The following is a 19,468-nucleotide window of genomic DNA, read 5'->3' on the forward strand; positions in this document are numbered from 1 at the left end:
GATTTGGTCGAATGCACGAGCTGCACCACCGAAGTGTTTCGCTAATACAGTTGTGATTGCTGCTGTTAAAGTTGTTTTACCATGGTCAACGTGGCCGATTGTACCCACGTTAACGTGCGGTTTTGTACGTTCAAATTTTTCTTTAGACATTTTTAAAAGTCCCTCTAAACAAACACGGTTACGATGGTACGTTACCACATTAACCTAATGTAGAAATTAATACTGTTTATTACTAAGGAAAAGATGAAGATAGAAGACTTAGTGGTGCTGATAGGCGGATTTGAACCGCCGACCTCACCCTTACCAAGGGTGCGCTCTACCAACTGAGCTATATCAGCGCTTGGAGCGGGCAGCGGGAATCGAACCCGCATCATTAGCTTGGAAGGCTAAGGTAATAGCCATTATACGATGCCCGCTGTTCTAAATTCGTCTGTCCCATAGGATTCAATTAAGAGATGGTGGAGGGAGAAGGATTCGAACCTTCGAAGGCTGAGCCAACAGATTTACAGTCTGCCCCCTTTGGCCGCTCGGGAATCCCTCCACATTAATTGAATACTTGTTTCGTTACGCGTTAAATGGTGCCGACTACCGGAATCGAACTGGTGACCTACTGATTACAAGTCAGTTGCTCTACCTACTGAGCTAAGTCGGCATTGCGTTGTCGTAAGCAAGTGGTGCGCATTATAGGGCTTTAGAAAAACCTTGCAAGTCTTTTTTTTGAAAAAATATTAAAAAAGCACTCTTTCGATTGTTAAATATGCAAAGTGATGATTTTTTAAATCTTTTTTACCTTTTTTATCACTAGAATTCCCCTAATAAGTCATTTATATTGTATATTTCGCCCAATAAAATCTAGGACAACTCATCATATTTTAAGAGATTTTGGCAATGAATTTGCAAAATGATACAAAAATTACACCATTTCTGACGTTTGAACGGCATCAATGGGCAGAATTACGTAAATCTGTCCCTCTAAAATTAACGGAACAAGATCTCAAACCGCTACTTGGTTTTAATGAAGACTTATCACTAGATGAAGTCAGTACTATCTATCTTCCTTTGGCTCGCTTGATTAACTACTACATTGATGAAAATCTTAAACGCCAACAGGTATTACATAAATTCCTTGATGTTGCATCACCCAAAGTCCCCTACATTATTAGTATTGCGGGAAGTGTCTCTGTTGGCAAAAGCACCTCTGCTCGTATTTTACAAGCATTATTATCACAATGGCCTGAAGAAAGGAAAGTTTCTCTTATTACTACTGATGGCTTTCTTTACCCTCTTGCTACGCTAGAAGAAAAAAATTTACTCAAACGAAAAGGTTTCCCAGAATCTTACGATATTCACTCGCTTATTCGCTTTGTTTCGGATATTAAATCAGGTAAAAGACGGGTTAAAGCACCAATTTATTCGCATCTAACCTACGATATTATTCCCGATCAATTTAATGAAGTAGATCAACCAGATATTCTTATTTTAGAAGGGCTTAATGTACTACAAACAGGAATGAACTACCCTGCTAGCCCCCATAATGTATTTGTCTCAGATTTTGTTGATTTTTCAATCTATGTAGATGCTGATGAAGAGCTACTCAAGAAGTGGTATATCAACCGTTTCTTAAAATTCCGCCGTAGTGCATTTTCCGATCCTAACTCTTATTTCCATCACTTTTCCAAATTATCGGAGCAAGAAGCAATTTCTACTGCATCAATGATTTGGAATGAAATAAATGGACTAAATCTACACCAAAATATTCTACCAAGCAGAGAAAGAGCCAATTTAATTCTAGTAAAAGGCGATGATCACGCTATTCAAACTGTAAAGCTAAGAAAATAAATGGCAAAATCTACTGGTTTCCAATTTAAACAATTTTTCATTGCACACGACAAATGTGCAATGAAAGTTAATACAGATAGCATTATTCTCGGCTCTCTCGTCAATACTGCACAATGCAAACAGATACTTGATCTCGGAACAGGCTCAGGATTACTTGCAATAATGTTGGCACAACGTACCGCTTACGATTGCCAAATTACTGCCGTAGAACTGGAACAGAATGCCTTTATACAAGCCACAGAGAATATTCACCATAGCCCTTGGGCAGATAGAATTACACCACTACAAGCAGATATTTTACAATTAACATTAACGGATAAATTTGACTTGATTGTCTCTAATCCACCCTACTTTGAACATAGCCTTGCCACTAGAAGTAGCGAACGAGATCTTGCACGAAATACTACCCAAAGCCATTTTACTTGGTTAGAGCAAGCGAAAAAATGGCTAAAAGAAACTGGGCGTATTGCATTTATTCTCCCCACAGAAACAAGTGAGAAGTTAATTCAGCAAGCTAAATACCTAAATTTACACTGTGTTGAGAAATGGAATATCATTACTAAAGAAGGGAAAAAACCGAAAAGAAGTATTACGATTTTTTCCCAACAGATGACTGCGTATATTGAAAAAGAATTAATTGTTTATCAATCTAATAATGAATATACGCAAACATTTAAGGATTTGACTAAAGATTTTTATGTAAAATGGGTGTAATGGATAAAATGGTTACAAATAATTATTTCGATATTATGTAGTAGTTACACAAAACCCAGCTTTAAGAAAATTTGCGTAGAGAAAGTTTACCCCTGCCCTAATGTCGTATTCATTTATGGGCAGGGATACAGTCGTTGCAAAAGAAATTAGATATGTGTACAGCTGCTATATAATGCCGAATTATTTTATACTGTTATTAGCAACCACTTGTATGTATTATACAGAAAGTAAAGCTACCACTCTTTTATATAAAATAATAAATTAGAGTTTATAATCCTTTTGCCAAGCGATCTAATTCTGCTTTTGCAGATTGTTGTGCTTTTTCAACCGCTTCTGGACCAAAACCGAGAGCTTCTGCATAAACAAATTCAACATCAGTAATACCAATAAAGCCTAGGAACGTTTGAACATAAGCTTTTACTAAGTCAGTTGGTTTGTCTTTATGCAAACCACCTGTAGTTAAAATCACAATGGCTTTTTTACCTTTTACTAAACCTTCAGGGCCTTCTGCAGTATATTGGAAAGTAACACCCGCACGAGCAATATAATCAAAGTAGCTTTTTAATTGTGCTGGTACGCTGAAGTTGTACATTGGGGCATTGATCACAACAACATCAGTATTTTTAATTTCAGCCACTAACTCATTCGATAGTGCTAATAATTTTTTCTGTTCTTCTGTTGTTGGTTCACCACGAGTTGCAGCGGCTGCATCGCCTGTAAAATAAGGTAATGGTTGCTGAACTAAATCACGAGTAGTAATTTCTGCGTTTAATTGTTGCGTGAAGTAGTCACTTAATAAGTTTGATTGTGAATAATCTGCAAGAATACTTGATTTTAAAACTAATACTTTTTTCATATAAACCTCTTCAAATAGGGAATAGCAAAATAGAGAGATAGTCTATTATGTATCTTTTACTCAATAAATAGGGCAAATGTGAAAAGAGTATTTACCCAGGATAAATAATAAGACTTAATCAGATTCATACTAACTAATGATAAAATAGGTATTTAGATTTTGGGACAATTAGGTCTATACCGCTTTTTGAATATATTTATGATAATTCAACTGTAACCACTGTAAGCCAACAACAGCGATGACATTATCTATTTTACCTTGCTCGACCCATTGATAGGCTTGCTCTCGGCTAACAACGTGAACAAGAATATCTTCATTTTCTTCTTCTAGCCCATATACACCACCAACCTGTGAGCTATCAACTAAGCCTAAGAAAATATGTAAACGTTCTACCGTTCCGCCTGGGCTATCCCATACACTGACTGCGTGTTGTAAATTACTTACTGTCAGACCCGCTTCTTCTTGGCTTTCTCGAATAGCTACTTCTTCAGGCGATTCGTCAGTATCAACCATTCCTGCGATAAGTTCGACCAGCCAAGGCGATTGTGAGCTATTTGGATCGTAAGCTCCGATCCGCACTTGTTCAACCAGTACAACACGATCACGCACAGGATCGTAAGCAATCACTGCTGATGCAGCCCCTTTAATCAATAATTCACGAACAACTTCTCCACTCATTCCGCCTGAAAATAATTTATGTCGGAAGAACATTTTTTTAAGTTCAAAATGCCCTTTATAAACCGTTTCTTCTCGAACGATCTGTAAATCTTGTTGTGAAAATTGGTGAATTTGGCTCATATTTTTCCTTAACTTTTACGTAAGCGATCAGAATGCACAAAATATAATGCAATGACCATTACTAATATCGCAAGAGCAAATAATAATGTGTGTATTGCATTAGAGTGATCAACAATAATTAACCTTACCATTGCGGTAATTCCAATATATAGAAAATAACGTAATGGGAAATGGTAATTATATTTAAAATACTGAACTATCAGTGCAAGAAATTCAAAATAGAGAAAAAAGATAACAATTTTCTCAACGACTTGGAATTTCTCGCTATGGTGTAATAATAAATCAATTAGTGAATAAGCTTCAGAAAATAAAGCATAAGAAAGAATAAGGCCAGCAGCTAATAGTGAAATATTTAATAACCACTGAAATCCCTCTGAAACTAATTTTCCAAAACGTGAGTGTTGTCCTTCAAAAATTATTTTTGGCATAGCGAATGATTAACTTGATAAATAATAGGGTTTAAATTTCTAATTAAATGAAGTTGTCCATTTTTCCATTGGTAAATAGGCGGTAATGATAGCATAAATTCAGGTTGCTCAAAGAAATAAGCAAGATAAAAAGGTAACTGATCATAAAAGCATAGCTGACCTTTCGGACAATAAGCTGACCTAATCCTTTGCTTACTTAATGAATGTTGCACTTCAGAAAGTTTAATAATTCCTACGCCTTGTGATTTTAAAACAGCTTCTCGCAAGCACCAACTTAAATAAAAACGAGAAATAAGCGGTTGGATTTGCGGTAAAATTTGCGTATTCTGAATTTCAGTAATCTCTTGCTCACTGGCATAGTATTGCAATAATTCATTATAACGGCGTGTTTTTTGTGGGTGTTCAATATCAATCCCAACGACTCGCTTTCTCGTATTATTCGATAGAATAATCGCAACCCACTCCCCTGAATGAGAAATATTAAAATCTACTTCACTATTAGGAATATATGGGCGACCACTATCTGTTTTCTGAATATTATTTAATAATGTTAAATCAAGATTATGTTTTTGAAATGCCTTATATAATAGAAAATCGGCCATTTTACGACTTTGCCATTTATTCAAAAGTCGTTCCGAGAAATGAGAAATATTATTTTCTTGCCATTTTTCACTATTAACAAATTGATTAGAAATAAATTCCTGATTATGTGCAAATAAAATAGAGAAGCGGTCAGTTTTGTGCATTTTTTTACAATTTCGTTTTACAAAAACAGTGGTTTAGGTGGTCATCAACTAATCCCATTGATTGCATAAAAGCATAGCAAGTGGTTTCCCCAACAAAGACAAACCCTTTTTTCTTCAAGGCTTTAGACATTGCTTTAGAAATATCTGTTTTAGCAGGTACATCACTTAAATCAGTAATATTATTGACTTGTGGTTTACCATTTACAAACGACCAAATAAATTGGCTAAAATCTTCCCCTTCCGCTTGCATTGCAAGATAAGCCTTAGCATTACGAATAATTGCCGCTAATTTTGCACGATGGCGGATTAATCCTTGATTTTCCATTAAACGATCAAGATCATTCTCACTCATTTGAGCGATCTTTTGGGGATCGAACTGATAAAATGCAGTTCGATAATGCTCTCGCTTTTTCAACACTGTAATCCAAGAGAGCCCTGCTTGTTGCCCTTCTAAGCAGATCTTTTCAAACAACTTTTGACTATTAAATTCAGGTTTTCCCCATTCGTGATCGTGATAGTCAATATAAATTTGGCTATCTCCAGCCCAGCTACAACGCACCATTTGTAAATTCCTTATAAAAAATGACCGCTTGTGGAGGTAAGCGGTCAGAATGAGATGTTACGCTTATCGTCTTGGTAAATAACGAGCTGGATCCACCGATTTACCTAAATAGCGGATTTCAAAGTGAAGCTTATTGCCATTTGTACCAGTACTACCTAATGTCGCAATAGTTTGACCTGCACGAACATTATCCTGTTCATCGACTTTAATTGTATCATTATGGGCATAAGCACTTAGGAAGTTATCATTATGTTTGATAATAATTAAGTTTCCATAACCTTGCAATGCATTACCTGCATACACAACTTTACCTGCGGCTGCAGCCTTAACTGGTTGACCCTTTGCACCTGCAATATCAATCCCTTTATTCCCTCCTTCCGCAGAGGAGAAACCAGCGATAACACGCCCCTCGGTTGGCCATTGCCATTTTAGCGATGAAGCCGCAGGTGCTTGTTCATAACTTATGGTATTGTCTGAAGGTGTTGTTGCTTGGATTGTCGGGGGTGTAGCGGTAACTGTCGGAATTGATCCTGTTGTTGCAGTTACTGTCGGGCGTACAGGTGGAACAGCTCCGTTTCCTGCACTAGCTTTAACTGGCCCCGTCACCGTACCATCAGAACCGTAAGCCGTACCATTTGGTGCTTGAGTATAGGTTACTTCTGGTTCAATAGGTTTAACTGGTTGTGGAGCAGGTGTCGGTGCTACTTGTGCTGTTTCTTTCGCTGCTGACGTAGGATTACCCAATTTTAAGGTTTGCCCTACATTAAGTTGATAGGGTTCTTTCATATTGTTTAAAGCAGCAATTTCTTTGACATCTTTGCCCGCAATATAAGCAATTAAGAACATTGTGTCGCCTTTACGCACAGTATAGCTATCGCCGTTATAGAACCCTTTATCTATTTGGCTATAAATAGGTGCATTTTTTTCATCACGCGGGATAGTAAAATCTTGTGATACTGTTTTTTTGGCTGGTTGCGTTTTTGGTTTTGCAACTGGCTGTGGAGCTGGTTTTGGTGTTGGCTCTGCTTGGTACTGTGGCACTGCGACTGGTACAGGTTGTGGAGCTGGTGCTTGATAAACAGGCTGTGGCGGAGTATAGCTTGGTGTATTCATTGTGCTTGGCATTTGTGTTGCTTGCACATCGGTTTGCCAGCCGTAGCTACCGTCCATAGCCCCTGTTCCAGCCACAGGTTGCATTACGCCAGGGCTTAGTTCTGAACCGTCAGCATTGACAACAGGGGCTGGTTGGTTAGAACTACAAGCAGTTAAAATTACTGCAGCAAGTGGCAAAAGTAAAAATGATTTTTTCATTATTGATCCTTGAGTAAAAGCCAAATAACAGCAGTAATTAGTTGCTGCTGATTATTTATAATATTACCAGTAATTATCTTAGACGGAGAACTTGACCTGGGTTTACTTGATAAGGTTGCGAAAGATTATTTAAAGTCGCAATTTGACTGACAGATTTACCCGACAAATAAGCAATTAAAAATACGGTATCGTGCTTACCAACGGTATATGAGCTATCAGTATAGCAACCTTTCTGAATTTGAGCATAAACTGGCGTATTATTACCATCACGCACCACATTACAGTTTCCTACTATCTCACTTTGACCATAGCTAGCTTGTGTTACAGGTTGCGGCATTGCTTGTACTGGTTGAGGTTGATAGCTTGGCTGAGGTTGGTAACTAGGTTGAGGTTGAGAGCTCGGCTGTGGCTGATACGTTGGCTGAGTCATTGAACTCGGCATTTCCGCAGTTTGAACTTCGGTTTGCCAAGCGGGGGCACCAACAGACGTTACTTCTGCACCAGTAGATTCAGTTGAAGAATTTGAACACGCTGTTAAAGCTAATGCAAAAACGGGTAATAAAAAGAATGATTTTTTCATATTGTCTTCCTTATTATTTAACAAAGGTATAAATGGCGTAGGCAATAACGGCAATAACAACCGTTCCCCAACCGATTAACTCAATGGAACGGCGGATTTTATCTGCATATTTTTCACCACCCCACGCTGATAATTTTGCCACAAGAATGAAACGAGCAAAACGAGAAATTGCAGCAGTAGCTACAAAAGGCAAGAATGCCATTTGCATTACTCCAGCACAAATTGTAAACACTTTAAAGGGAATTGGCGAGAACCCTGCTAAGAAAACAATTGCCACGCCCCAAGTTTCAAACCAATTCATTGCTTTATCAAAGTTTGCTTGCATTCCCCAATCGACAATAATACCTTTTACCCAATCAAAAGCATATAAACCAATGAAATAACCGATAATCCCACCTAATACAGAAGCAATAGTGGTGTATATCGCATAGCGTGTTGCCATATGCGGTTTACTCATCGACATTGGAATAAGCATTACGTCTGGTGGAATAGGGAAGAATATTGCTTCAATAAAGCTCACAAAACTTAGCCAAGTAGCCGCAAATTTGTGTTGCGACCACACCATTGTTTTATCATAAATTGCACCGAAGAGTTTCATTATAGTAATCCTTTTAATGTTTGGATTGATTGATGAGCAGTCATATCGGCTTGAATTGGTGTAATGGACACATAGCCATTTTTGATCGCATAAAAATCCGTACCCTCGCTCTCGTCAATTGGCTTACCACTTGCACCAATCCAGTAAATGTTTGCACCTCGTGGATCTTGTTGCTTAATAATTTCAGCGGCAGAAGAGCGATCCCCTAAGCGAGTGGCTAACATTCCTTTTAATTCTGCATAAGGAACATTAGGAACATTCACGTTTAAAACTTGGTTTGTTGGAATATTATCTTGCTTAATTTTAGGTAATAAATCTAATACAACTTGAGCAGCGGTTTCAAAATGGCAGTTTCCTATTAAATAATTGGTGTCTTTATGTCCGACTAACGAGACAGCGATTGAGGCTAAAGGTAAATGGCGACCTTCTAATGCCGCAGCAACAGTGCCAGAATAGACAACATCATCGCCTAAATTTGCACCGTGATTGATGCCCGATACGACTAGGTCAAAAGGTGTATCAAGCAGACCATTTAATGCAAGATGTACGCAGTCAGCAGGTGTGCCTGCAATCACAGAATAATCACCATTTTCAAAACGATGCACTCGTAATGGATCAACTAAAGTTAAACAACTTGATGCAGCACTGCGGTTACGATCAGGTGCAACAACGGTTACGTTATGCCCTGCATTACGTAGGATTTTCGCAAGAGTTTGGATACCTACGGCATTAATGCCATCATCATTACTTAATAAAATATTCATATTGTCCTTAAATTTGTAAAAAATCCGAGAAATCTGACCGCTTATGCTTATTCGCTTTCTTCATCAAGAGAAATTAACTCTCTAACTAACGCAGTAGCGTAGCTGCCAGCAGGTAAGAAAAATTGTAAGCGTAAACCTTCAGGCTCAAAATGCCACTCAAATTCCGAGGGTACACAAAACATCGGGCGACGTGCCGCATTAGTCCGCTCTTGTGCCATTAAATTCAATAAAAGTTGCTGTTCGGAAACAATTCTTTTTTCTCGCTCAGAAACTGTTTGTTGTAGTGAATTTTCACCAACTAATGGAGCAGTCAGCAAGACATCGCCCTGTACTAATCGTTGGTTTACGCTGGCTAATTCATCAGCTTGAGCAACAAACCAACTATTTGAACCAGCGAGCTGAACAATATCATTTTCAACAACTTGTTTAAATGTACCTGAAACAATTCTATCAGCAACAACAAGATTGAAAATTTCACTGCGAGCAGCGGAAAGATAAAAACTGCGTTTTTTGCGATCTTTGACCTTAATCTCACCGTTTGCCCAACGTTGAGCTTGAGTTAGGTTATGTCCATCTCGCCCAAAACGCTGTTCGGTAAAATAATTGGGAAATCCAACCGCTTGTATTTGGTTTAAACGATGAATGAGTTCTGGTTTTTTTTGAACATCTCTTAACAGCAATTCAAAGTAATTTCCTGCTAAGCTCCCTACTCGAATTTTACGGTTATGGCGAGTAATCTCTAGGATCTCAATACCTTCAAGTTGAAACTGTGAAAAGTCGGGTGTTTCTTTACCCGCTAAGTGCAAACAAAACCACTGCTCTGTAATTGCGTGGCGATCTTTTAACCCTGCATAGCTCATATTTTTCGCTGAAATACCTACAAACTCTGCGAGTTTTTCGCCGACAAAAAGGGTGTTGGCATCGGTTTTGCGGATCTTAACCGCCACGAATTCCCCTTCTCCAGTTAAATCATAGCCAAGTTCTTCTTTGACGATGAAATCTGCAAATTGTGCTTTCAATCTACCCGCTTGTTGCGGTTTACCAAATAAATAAGTGAGTGTTTTCATTGTATTTCATTAAAAAAGGCACTGTTCAAGTGCCTTTCGCTATTATCTTAATTGCTAATTATTTACCAATTATACCCTAATTTTAATGTAGCAAAACGTTGATTTTTAATTTCGTTACCTTTTGTAAATCCCAAACTGATTGAAATATTCCAATTGTGGTTTTGTAATGTTGAGGTAATTTCATTTTTCATATAACGCCCGAACTGCTGTTGTAAGGCATTTTGATTTACATTAACACGTAATTTTTTTAAGCTCGCATCAACAAAATAACTGCTTATTTCAGGCTTAAATTTGAATTCTCCAAGTTGAATGATCTTACTTAATGAGAAACCTGCTTGATAAGAAATCATATTTATCGGTTCAATCTCAATGTTGGCATTATTAACAGAATAATTGGATTTACTTAAATGGTAATAACGTACGCCAATAGACGGTTTAAAAATAACGTTATTCAATACCCACTCTTTACCTAATATAGAGCCTAATGAGAAGATATGGCGTTTGAATGTGAGTTGATTGTTTAACTTAGTTCGTGAAGAGGTATAGCTCCCATCAATAGCGGTGAAAATACCGTTATCCCACATTTTTTTAGTATATAAATCAATCTGTTTTAGGTTCTGTTTACCTGCAATACCATCATCAAACTGGCTATGATCTGATGAATGAGAAAGTACTGAGCCAACTGTAATATCATTACCAACCCTTTGCTCTATGCCGAATTGCGTTAGATTAATAGATTGCTGATAAGGACGATACAAATCAGATTCTTGTTTACTCTTTTGTTTACTAAATTGCACCCAAACACTAGAGTCTTGTTGATTACGATTGATGATTTCTCGATCAATATTTTGATTGATATGTAACAACGAATTTACTTGAGCAGATAGTTCAGATAATCCCGTATTAGAATAGCGACTAATATAGCTCTGCTGTGGAGAATCTTCGGTAGTTACACCAGCTCCATTTTTAAAATGAACGACAGGGGCATCTTCAGTGGTTACGCCTGCTCCATTTTTAAAATGAACGACAAAGGCATCTTCGGCGGTTACACCTGCTCCATTTTTAAAATGGGCGACAGGGGCATCTTCGGCAGTTACACCTGCTCCATTTTTAAAATGAACGACAGAGGCATCTTCGGCGGTTACACCTGCTCCATTTTTAAAATGAGCGACCGGGGCATCTTCAGTGGTTACGCCAGTTCCATTTTTAAAATGAACGACAGGGGCATCTTCAGTGGTTACGCCAGTTCCATTTTTAAAACGGGCGACAGGGGCATCTTCAGCGGTTACGCCTGCTCCATTTCTAAATTCAATGCTTGGCGGCTCCTCAGTGGTTACCGATGAGCCTTTTTGAGTAGGTAATTCGGTGGTGGGAGCATCTTCATTGATAAGGTTGCTCAAAGCATTGCGATGAGCCACACCCAACACATAGCTATTTTCTTTTTCAAACAGCTGATAGCGATAAGTTCCTAAATCCACACGCCCATTGTCATTGCCCAGTGATACGCTTAATTGCTCGCCTTTGTTGCCGACTTTGAGCAGCTCTAACTCGTGTGGTTTAGGCTCTAACCCTGTATTATTGACGTATAAAGTGTGCGTGCCTGAAGCGGTGCCATCTACGATGATTTTGTCGGTGCGGTTATTGGTGATGTCGCTGTTTAAATAAAACGACCCAGCACCAGACAAATCGCCGTTGATGTTTAGCGTATGATGTTTGGCATCGGTGCCATTCAGATGGATCTGCGAACCTTGAACAGCGGTTAAGTTTTTCACCGTGCTGTCATCGGTCATTGTCCAGCGACTGTCCGCTTGTAAGCTGACGTTGCCTGTGCCTTGAATGCGACCTGTTAAGTGAGCCTTACCAAGGTTGAGTGAGCTGTCATTATTGAGTGTGGCATTACCTGTGATTTGTAATTCAGGACTTGATGCCAATGCTTTGTCGCTCAACGTTTTGTTTTCGCATTTGACCACGCCGGTGTAATCCGAACGAATACATTCAGTCGTGGAGTTGTTTATTAACCCTAAGTTGAATGTTGCATTATTATTAGCGGTCAAATTGGCATTGACCGCTGACACATTACGCCCCACTGTTAGCGTAGCATTGTTATTCACAATAATATTTGTGGCATTAAAGGTGCGATTTAGCCAATCATCTTCATAGATTACGTCAGATTTTTTCAAAAAGTCATAAGCGTGAGGAGTTGGTCTGCCTGAGAGCAATAATGTACCACCGTTAGAGGTTAAATTGCCGTTTAGCTGCGTACCGCCTGAGAGCAATAATTGGGATTTTGGATTGTCTGGATTAAACGTAACGTTGAGTTCACCATTATGCTTGCTCGTATCAGATTCACCCAAATAGCCGTCATAAGCAATTAGGTCTGGGCGTTGGTTTTTGCGTTCTGCTGCAATGCGTTTAGCTACCTCTGGGTCATCCCCTAAGTACTCCCAATGAGCATTACTGGTTTGATTAGTGGTGTATTCTGGGTGATTAGATGTACGTCCATTTGTAGGAAGAAAGTAGTCGTATTGTCTGCCATTGCTCAAGTTTGTTGTTTTTTTCCAATGATACAAATCTTGGTTCGGAACAACACGGTCTGCGATACGTAGATTATCTACTGTGGCGAGCGGTGTACCTGTGATAATAATGGTAGAGGCAGTGTTTGGGTTATGATTGACAATTCTTGCACCATCATCGGTATTTTGAATACGCTGAAAGTTCAAATTATGCCCATTGACATCCAATCGCCCACCTCGAAAACCAAAGTAAATATTGTTAGGGTTGATTTGGTTGTCGGCATCTAATCGAACAGTTGGGCGACCGCTAACGATACCTAGCTGATTAAAGGCGTACCCATTGGTTTGTGCTAAAATCACCTCTCCATCGCCTACACTGATTTCACCTTGGTTGGAACCATTGCCATCTACGATTAAAGTACCTTCACCGATTTTGGAAAGTCGATCATTTTTTGGATTCTTAACTTTCCAATGCACAGTTTTATCTTTAGCGACAGATATCCCAGCCCCTTGCCAAGTAACACTATCATTTGCACTTATTACTGTAAAATCCGTATCAAAATACAAGGCTCCAGCCCCTTGATTGATATTTTGGCGAAGGTTGAGTTTACCAGCTTGACCTGTAAAACGGACAGTTTTACCATGGTCGTAGGTTGGTCTTTGATAGTTATAACCAGTACTATCGTTGCCATCTTTTAAATTCTTATCAAATAAATTGACCGTAACGGACTGTTCCTCATTAGAGAGAGTACTGGTATTTTCTTGGTTTCCTATAGTCCAATAAATTATTGCACTATGACTATTGGTAAAAATGACATTATCTTCCGCAATGACAGATTTATGCCACTGTGGTCTAGAGATAGTGCCTGTATTGGCACGTCTATTGCTATTATTAAAATTTAAGACACCAAAGTGTCTCCATTCATTGTTTTGCCTATCAAATGTCCAAATTGATGAACCACTATCGCCCGGAATACCATAAACTACCAAAGGGCTGTATTTATTGCCAAAAACATTACTATTGGCATCAAACCAATCGTTTCCCCTGTTTGTACCTTGAATTTCAACAGGTGTACCACCGGTTAAATAAACATACGCCCCATGTACATCTGTATCTTTATCACTTTCTTGGTTACGTTTTTGCTGGGTTCCTGAGCCAAGTCTTACAAATGAAGCGTAGCGTTCTGAATTCATATAGTTTTTTGTATTTTGTTCTTCATCTACTTCTTTTGAGGGAACAATTTCTGTGATCAGCTTGTGTAAACGAGGAAAATGATAGTCTTTGTTTAGTCCGTTTAAGCCTATAGGATAGTTATTTCGCCCTGTGATGTAATAAGTAAAACGATGACCGTCAGGATGTCTATTTGAGCCACCAAAATGTGCATCGTGGTGTTCATCGTTGTGTTGCACACTGACCACATATTGAGCATGAAGAGCCGCCAAAATTCCTGAGTTGGCATCTGCTGAACTAAGATCAGGCATAGGTATGCCTTCTCTGAGTGCTGTACCTAAATAATTACCTTTTAAATCATAAATTGGCAAATTGATTGCACCAACAGTGAATCTGCCCTTATTCTCAGCAAAATCACGAAACAGCTGATAATCTACATCATCTCGTACCACGCCAGCAGCAGCCATCTGCATGGTGATAAGTGTAATAGATAATGACAGGATATGAAGTTTAAAAAGTGGTTTGTTTATCATGATATTTATTTATAACAGAAAAGAAAGAACAGGAGTAAGAAGTGATCTACACCCCAAAAGTTGGACTAAACAACCAAACTCAAATTTGCTGTGAATATCCCAGTTGCCACTCTATAGATCGGCTAGCTAAAACTTCATATTAAGTGTAAGCTCAAGGTACTATCACAAATTGTTTTGATTAACAACAATGTCAAATATTGGTTTTCAATAATACGACTGCTAAATTGTTGCGTCAAGTTTTCCCATCTAATAAATTTACTGAAATTTACATTTCCTATTCAACGCCAAATAAAAATCTCACGAAACCTCATATAATACTGTTATAATCCGCCTGTTTTTAATTAATCATTTAGGAGAAACAAAATGGCACGTCGTCCTTTAGTTATGGGTAACTGGAAGTTAAACGGGAGCAAAGCATTTACAAAAGAGCTTATCGAAGGTTTAAAACGTGAACTTGATGGTGTAACAGGTTGTGATGTTGCAATTGCGCCGCCAGTAATGTATTTGGCAGAAGCAGAAGCTGCATTAGCAAGCTGTGGCTGTGATTGCACAACCAAAAAAGTGATCGCTTTAGGGGCTCAAAATGTGGATGTGAATGTAAGTGGTGCATTTACAGGTGATATTTCAACTGCAATGTTAAAAGATTTTGGTGCGAAATATATCATTATCGGTCATTCAGAACGCCGTACTTACCATAAAGAGAGTGATGAATTTATCGCAAAAAAATTTGCAGCATTAAAAGATGCTGGTTTAGTGCCAGTGTTATGTATCGGTGAAACTGAAGCTGAAAATGAAGCAGGTCAAACAGAAGCAGTATGTGCTAGACAGTTAGATGCAGTATTAAATACCCTTGGTGCAGAAGCTTTCAATGGTGCAGTTATTGCCTATGAGCCAGTTTGGGCGATTGGTACAGGTAAATCAGCAACTCCTGCTCAAGCACAAGCAGTACACGCATTTATTCGCGGACACATTGCTAAACATTCTCAAGCTGTTGCAGAGCAAGTAATCATTCAATACGGTGGTTCGGTAAATGATGCGAACGCAGCAGAATTATTTACTCAGCCTGATATTGATGGTGCATTGGTAGGCGGTGCATCTCTTAAAGCACCTGCATTTGCAGTTATCGTAAAAGCAGCAGAGAAAGCAAAAGCATAATCTTTAGATTTCTATTGTTGTGAAAGCGGTCGGTTTGAGTAAGAAATTTGCAAAAGTTTTGGATAATCTGACCGCTTGTTAGTCTCAAATTGTGTGTAAACCACGCAAATAAATCAAAAAAAGTAAAAAATGGTTGATCTCGGTCTGAAAATCCGTATGATACGCCTCCGTTACGCAAGTTAAGGGTCGTTAGCTCAGTCGGTAGAGCAGCGGACTTTTAATCCGTTGGTCGAAGGTTCGAATCCTTCACGACCCACCATTTAACATTGTATAACCTATTCATTTTCTAAAGGGTCGTTAGCTCAGTCGGTAGAGCAGCGGACTTTTAATCCGTTGGTCGAAGGTTCGAATCCTTCACGACCCACCACTTTAGAATCCCAATCTTTTGGGTCGTTAGCTCAGTCGGTAGAGCAGCGGACTTTTAATCCGTTGGTCGAAGGTTCGAATCCTTCACGACCCACCATTTAATTCAGATTTTCTTATTAAATTTTTTCTAAATAACTTTTCGCTATATTATTTGCTATGGTCTTTTTGTTAGGCTTATAGTAAGGTTTACATCTCTTTTGTTTTGGTTTTATTGAATTAAAAATGCTAAAAAAATTTCTCTATTTTCTCGGATTTATATTACTCATTGTGCTAGGTGGCGGTTTTTATGGGTATTCTCAACTTAATCAGCTAATTGAAAAGCCGATAAATTCAAAGGCGGAGCAATTTATTGTGATCGAAAAAGGCACATCAAGCCAAAAACTTGCTCAACAGCTCCATTCTTTAGGAATAATTAGTGAGAATGAAGCCACGTTATTGCCTTATATTGTGCGATTACACCCTGAATTTAGCCGTTTTAAAGCGGGGGTTTATGCGATTGACAATATTCAAAATCTTGGGGAGCTATTAGCACATTTTAATAGTGGTAAGGAAGTCCAGCTCTCTTTACAGTTTATTGAAGGAAAAACTTTTAAGGTATGGCGTGAGCAGCTATTAAAAGCGAAATTTCTAAATCAAACGCTAGTGAATAAATCTGAAACAGAAATTGTAGCCTTGTTAGGAATTGAACACAAAAAATTAGAAGGTTGGTTATCACCTGATACTTATCGCTATGTGCCTTATTCAGATGATCTTGATGTGCTAAAACGTGCTTATCAAAAGCAACGAAAAGATTTAGAGCAGGCTTGGCAAAATAGAGCAGAAAACTTACCGCTTAAAACACCTTATGAAATGTTAATTCTGGCATCTATTGTCGAAAAAGAAACTGGCATTGCCAAAGAGAGACCGCAAGTTGCTTCCGTCTTTATCAATCGGTTACGCAATGGTTGGAAATTACAGACAGATCCAACAGTCATTTATGGAATGGGTGAGCGTTATGATGGTAATATTCGCAAAAAAGATTTAACTGAACCAACAGCTTATAATACTTATGTGATTGACGGCTTGCCCCCTACGCCGATTGCAATGCCCAGTATGGCTTCGCTAAAAGCGGTTTCACAGCCAGATAATACACCTTATTTTTATTTTGTTGCAGACGGAACGGGTGGGCATAAATTCAGCCGAACCTTAGAGGAACATAATAGAGCGGTGCGGGAATGGATTCAAATCGAAAAAAAGCAGAAAAGTGAGAAGAAATAATGAGCGGAAAATTTATTGTTATTGAAGGTTTAGAAGGTGCTGGAAAAAGTAATGCGGTACGAGTTGTTGCAGATGTTTTAGCCACTCATCAGATTCCTGTTATTCATACTCGTGAACCAGGTGGAACGCCAATAGCAGAAGCCTTGCGTGATTTATGGAAACAAGGCTTAAATGGCGAAGTTACAACAGATAAAGCCGAAGCCTTGATGATTTTTGCCGCTCGGACACAATTAGTTGAAACGGTTATTCAACCTGCGTTAGCACAAGGAAAATGGGTGATTGGTGATCGTCATAATATGTCGAGTCAGGCTTATCAAGGTGGCGGACGCAATCTTGCTGAATTGGTGGATAAAATTGGAGAAGTTGTTTTAGGTGAGTTTGAGCCTGATTTAACGATTTACTTAGATCTTGCCCCTGCTATCGGGCTAGAACGAGCAAAAGGGCGTGGTGCTTTAGACCGTATTGAACAACAACATATCGACTTTTTCCACCGTACTCGTGAACGTTACTTAGCTTTAACCCAAAATAATCCTAAAGCTGTGGTTATCAATGCTGAACAGTCTATCGAAAAAGTATCTAGTGATATTCAACAAGCGGTCGAAAACTTCTTAAAATTTGCAAAATAATAAAGCAATATGTTACATTTTGTACATATTTAATATTTACAGAATGGTGATAAAATGTTCTCCATAGAAGGCTTTGAGTGGGATAGTCACAAAGCAGATCTTAATGAAAAGAAGCATAATATTACTTTTAACGAAGCAATGAGTGTATTTTATGATGACGATGCATTGCTTATTCCTGATCCTGAACACTCTTTTCAAGAACAACGATTTTTATTACTTGGACGCAGTAAATTCAGCAATATACTGGTAGTTGTTCATTGTGAAAGAGATAATAACATTCGTATAATTTCGGCAAGAAGAGCTACCAAAAAAGAAGCAGCACAATATAGGGGGCAATGATGAAAGAAGAATATGATTTTTCCAAAGGTGTAAAAAATCCTTACTCAACAGTATTAAAAGCAAAGAAAGTTGTAACTATTCGTATTGAAGATGAAACGATTGATTACTTTAAAAAACTTTCCAATGAAGTTAATTTACCTTATCAAACATTGATTAACCTATATTTAAAAGATTGCGTAGAACAGCAGCGTAAACCCCATATTAGTTGGTAATATCAACAATGAACCTTTATCCTTGGCATTCTCAGATTTATCAGCAACTCACTCATTCTTTTCTTAATGGGCGTGGGCATCACGCCTTGTTGTTTAAAACAGAAGCTGGGCTGGGTACAGAGCTACTTATTCATCAATTTGCTCATTGGCTATTTTGCCAAGAAAAACAACTGACCGAACCTTGTGGTCAATGCAAAACCTGTGCTTTATGGCAAAGTGGCAACCACCCTGATTATCATTTAATTGAGCCAATAGATGGTAAAGATATTGGCGTTGATCAAATTCGAGAATTAACCACAAAGTTACAACAATTTTCTCAGCAAGGCGGTAATTCTGTGATTTATATTGCAGGAGCAAATCGTTTAACAGAAGCTGCATCAAATGCGTTACTTAAAACGCTGGAAGAGCCGAATGAAAAAATCTATTTTCTGCTTGAAGCACCATTGCAATCGGCAATGTTAGCGACAATCCAAAGCCGTTGCCAAACGTGGTTAGTTCATACCCCAGATGTTGAACAAGCATATCAATGGTTACGACCACAATTCCCTGAATACCAAGTTGCAGAGTTGGAAACAGCTTTACGCATTTGCCATAATCGCCCGTTAATTTGCAAAAAGTTCTTAGAATCAGACCGCTTGAAAGAGCGTAAAACATTCTTACAGACATTTTGGAAGTTTTATAAAAGTGGAGATGTTTGGCTATTATTTCAGGCATTTTCTAGTGAAATAGAAAGACAACTTGAACAGTTGGAATGGCTAGATTCATTCTTTACCGATGCTCTCAAAGCCAAATTAGATATTGCAACAGGTTGGGTAAACCCTGATTTACAGGCAGGAATTATCCCTTTCAGCCAAGGATTATCGGCACAGAAATTATTGAAAGGACATTATATTATCCAACAAACGCAACGTGATTTAGTAGAAGTTAATGCAGTAAATACAGAATTAATGTTGGTTAATTGTTTAACTAAATTAGCAGTAGAAGTGTTCAATTAGATAATAATTGTCTATTTTTCAGGATTTTATTTAAGGCA

20 protein-coding genes and 7 tRNA genes are annotated in these 19,468 nt (G+C 38.3%); 11 read left to right on the forward strand and 16 right to left on the reverse strand.

Features of this window, described 5'->3' with window-relative positions; genetic code table 11:
* The 5 genes from ACWIW0_RS02505 to ACWIW0_RS02525 all read right to left on the reverse strand — a co-directional run.
* Nucleotides 1-150 (reverse strand): GTP-binding protein (locus ACWIW0_RS02505; protein WP_454452147.1); only part of this gene is annotated, 150 nt, incomplete at its 3' end.
* Between the two features lie 112 nt (nucleotides 151-262).
* Nucleotides 263-338, reverse strand: a tRNA-Thr gene (locus ACWIW0_RS02510).
* A 3-nt stretch (nucleotides 339-341) separates the two neighbouring features.
* A tRNA-Gly gene (locus ACWIW0_RS02515) sits at nucleotides 342-416 on the reverse strand.
* Nucleotides 417-456: 40 nt separating this feature from the next.
* Nucleotides 457-541, reverse strand: a tRNA-Tyr gene (locus ACWIW0_RS02520).
* A gap of 35 nt (nucleotides 542-576) precedes the next feature.
* A tRNA-Thr gene (locus ACWIW0_RS02525) sits at nucleotides 577-652 on the reverse strand.
* A 236-nt stretch (nucleotides 653-888) separates the two neighbouring features.
* On the opposite strand from ACWIW0_RS02525, the gene coaA reads away from it, so the two are divergent.
* Together coaA and ACWIW0_RS02535 are read left to right on the forward strand one after the other, a co-directional pair.
* Nucleotides 889-1,839 carry a type I pantothenate kinase gene (gene coaA, locus ACWIW0_RS02530; protein WP_454452075.1) on the forward strand — a complete coding sequence of 317 codons (951 nt, stop codon included), beginning with the start codon at nucleotides 889-891 and terminating at the stop codon, nucleotides 1,837-1,839.
* Nucleotides 1,840-2,553 (forward strand): tRNA1(Val) (adenine(37)-N6)-methyltransferase, encoded by a 714-nt coding sequence (locus tag ACWIW0_RS02535; RefSeq protein WP_454452076.1) that lies wholly within the window; start codon nucleotides 1,840-1,842, stop codon nucleotides 2,551-2,553.
* 268 nt (nucleotides 2,554-2,821) lie between these two features.
* Here the strand turns inward: ACWIW0_RS02535 and ACWIW0_RS02540 are convergent, their stop codons facing one another.
* The 11 genes from ACWIW0_RS02540 to ACWIW0_RS02590 all read right to left on the reverse strand — a co-directional run bounded on the left by ACWIW0_RS02540 (nucleotide 2,822) and on the right by ACWIW0_RS02590 (nucleotide 14,480).
* Nucleotides 2,822-3,409 carry an FMN-dependent NADH-azoreductase gene (locus ACWIW0_RS02540; protein ID WP_454452077.1) on the reverse strand — a complete coding sequence of 196 codons (588 nt, stop codon included), beginning with the start codon at nucleotides 3,407-3,409 and terminating at the stop codon, nucleotides 2,822-2,824.
* Nucleotides 3,410-3,583: 174 nt separating this feature from the next.
* Entirely contained in the window at nucleotides 3,584-4,207 is a 624-nt protein-coding gene (gene nudF / locus ACWIW0_RS02545; protein WP_454452078.1) for an ADP-ribose diphosphatase, read from the reverse strand.
* 8 nt (nucleotides 4,208-4,215) lie between these two features.
* The gene (gene psiE / locus ACWIW0_RS02550) at nucleotides 4,216-4,635 is read right to left on the reverse strand and encodes a phosphate-starvation-inducible protein PsiE (protein WP_454452079.1); all 420 of its coding nucleotides are present in this window, start codon (nucleotides 4,633-4,635) and stop codon (nucleotides 4,216-4,218) included.
* A complete protein-coding gene (locus ACWIW0_RS02555) occupies nucleotides 4,623-5,381 on the reverse strand; it encodes a 4'-phosphopantetheinyl transferase family protein (protein ID WP_454452080.1) in 759 nt (252 codons plus the stop codon). Before ACWIW0_RS02555 ends, psiE begins: the two co-directional genes overlap by 13 nt.
* A 4-nt stretch (nucleotides 5,382-5,385) precedes the next feature.
* Nucleotides 5,386-5,943 carry a DNA-3-methyladenine glycosylase I gene (locus ACWIW0_RS02560; protein WP_454452081.1) on the reverse strand — a complete coding sequence of 186 codons (558 nt, stop codon included), beginning with the start codon at nucleotides 5,941-5,943 and terminating at the stop codon, nucleotides 5,386-5,388.
* A gap of 63 nt (nucleotides 5,944-6,006) precedes the next feature.
* Nucleotides 6,007-7,254: a murein hydrolase activator NlpD gene (nlpD, locus tag ACWIW0_RS02565; RefSeq protein WP_454452082.1), complete on the reverse strand. Its 1,248-nt coding sequence runs from the start codon at nucleotides 7,252-7,254 to the stop codon at nucleotides 6,007-6,009.
* Nucleotides 7,255-7,327: 73 nt separating this feature from the next.
* Nucleotides 7,328-7,834 (reverse strand): LysM peptidoglycan-binding domain-containing protein, encoded by a 507-nt coding sequence (locus ACWIW0_RS02570; protein WP_454452083.1) that lies wholly within the window; start codon nucleotides 7,832-7,834, stop codon nucleotides 7,328-7,330.
* Nucleotides 7,835-7,847: 13 nt separating this feature from the next.
* Nucleotides 7,848-8,432 (reverse strand): YqaA family protein, encoded by a 585-nt coding sequence (locus ACWIW0_RS02575; protein ID WP_454452084.1) that lies wholly within the window; start codon nucleotides 8,430-8,432, stop codon nucleotides 7,848-7,850.
* Nucleotides 8,432-9,196: a 5'/3'-nucleotidase SurE gene (gene surE / locus ACWIW0_RS02580; protein WP_454452085.1), complete on the reverse strand. Its 765-nt coding sequence runs from the start codon at nucleotides 9,194-9,196 to the stop codon at nucleotides 8,432-8,434. The genes ACWIW0_RS02575 and surE overlap by 1 nt, the downstream gene beginning before the upstream one ends.
* 47 nt (nucleotides 9,197-9,243) lie before the next feature.
* Complete coding sequence (truD, locus tag ACWIW0_RS02585; protein WP_454452086.1) at nucleotides 9,244-10,263, reverse strand: tRNA pseudouridine(13) synthase TruD; 1,020 nt, start codon at nucleotides 10,261-10,263, stop codon at nucleotides 9,244-9,246.
* Between the two features lie 62 nt (nucleotides 10,264-10,325).
* Nucleotides 10,326-14,480 carry a S6 family peptidase gene (locus ACWIW0_RS02590; protein ID WP_454452087.1) on the reverse strand — a complete coding sequence of 1,385 codons (4,155 nt, stop codon included), beginning with the start codon at nucleotides 14,478-14,480 and terminating at the stop codon, nucleotides 10,326-10,328.
* Between the two features lie 363 nt (nucleotides 14,481-14,843).
* Between ACWIW0_RS02590 and tpiA the strand changes: the two genes are divergently transcribed.
* The 9 genes from tpiA (at nucleotide 14,844) to ACWIW0_RS02635 (ending at nucleotide 19,430) form a co-directional block, all read left to right on the forward strand.
* Nucleotides 14,844-15,635: a triose-phosphate isomerase gene (tpiA, locus tag ACWIW0_RS02595; protein ID WP_454443636.1), complete on the forward strand. Its 792-nt coding sequence runs from the start codon at nucleotides 14,844-14,846 to the stop codon at nucleotides 15,633-15,635.
* Between the two features lie 183 nt (nucleotides 15,636-15,818).
* Nucleotides 15,819-15,894: transfer RNA gene (locus ACWIW0_RS02600), tRNA-Lys, on the forward strand.
* 32 nt (nucleotides 15,895-15,926) lie between these two features.
* A tRNA-Lys gene (locus tag ACWIW0_RS02605) sits at nucleotides 15,927-16,002 on the forward strand.
* Nucleotides 16,003-16,022: 20 nt separating this feature from the next.
* Nucleotides 16,023-16,098, forward strand: a tRNA-Lys gene (locus tag ACWIW0_RS02610).
* Nucleotides 16,099-16,223: 125 nt separating this feature from the next.
* Entirely contained in the window at nucleotides 16,224-17,258 is a 1,035-nt protein-coding gene (gene mltG, locus ACWIW0_RS02615) for an endolytic transglycosylase MltG (protein ID WP_454452088.1), read from the forward strand.
* A complete protein-coding gene (gene tmk / locus ACWIW0_RS02620) occupies nucleotides 17,258-17,884 on the forward strand; it encodes a dTMP kinase (RefSeq protein WP_454452089.1) in 627 nt (208 codons plus the stop codon). The genes mltG and tmk overlap by 1 nt, the downstream gene beginning before the upstream one ends.
* A gap of 54 nt (nucleotides 17,885-17,938) precedes the next feature.
* The gene (locus ACWIW0_RS02625; RefSeq protein WP_454447285.1) at nucleotides 17,939-18,223 is read left to right on the forward strand and encodes a BrnT family toxin; all 285 of its coding nucleotides are present in this window, start codon (nucleotides 17,939-17,941) and stop codon (nucleotides 18,221-18,223) included.
* Complete coding sequence (locus tag ACWIW0_RS02630) at nucleotides 18,220-18,435, forward strand: BrnA antitoxin family protein (protein ID WP_454447284.1); 216 nt, start codon at nucleotides 18,220-18,222, stop codon at nucleotides 18,433-18,435. The genes ACWIW0_RS02625 and ACWIW0_RS02630 overlap by 4 nt, the downstream gene beginning before the upstream one ends.
* Nucleotides 18,436-18,443: 8 nt before the next feature.
* Nucleotides 18,444-19,430, forward strand: coding sequence for a DNA polymerase III subunit delta' (locus ACWIW0_RS02635; RefSeq protein WP_454452090.1), 987 nt, complete (start codon nucleotides 18,444-18,446; stop codon nucleotides 19,428-19,430).
* Nucleotides 19,431-19,468: the final 38 nt, after the last annotated feature.

The sequence above is a fragment of the Ursidibacter sp. B-7004-1 genome (assembly GCF_053654055.1).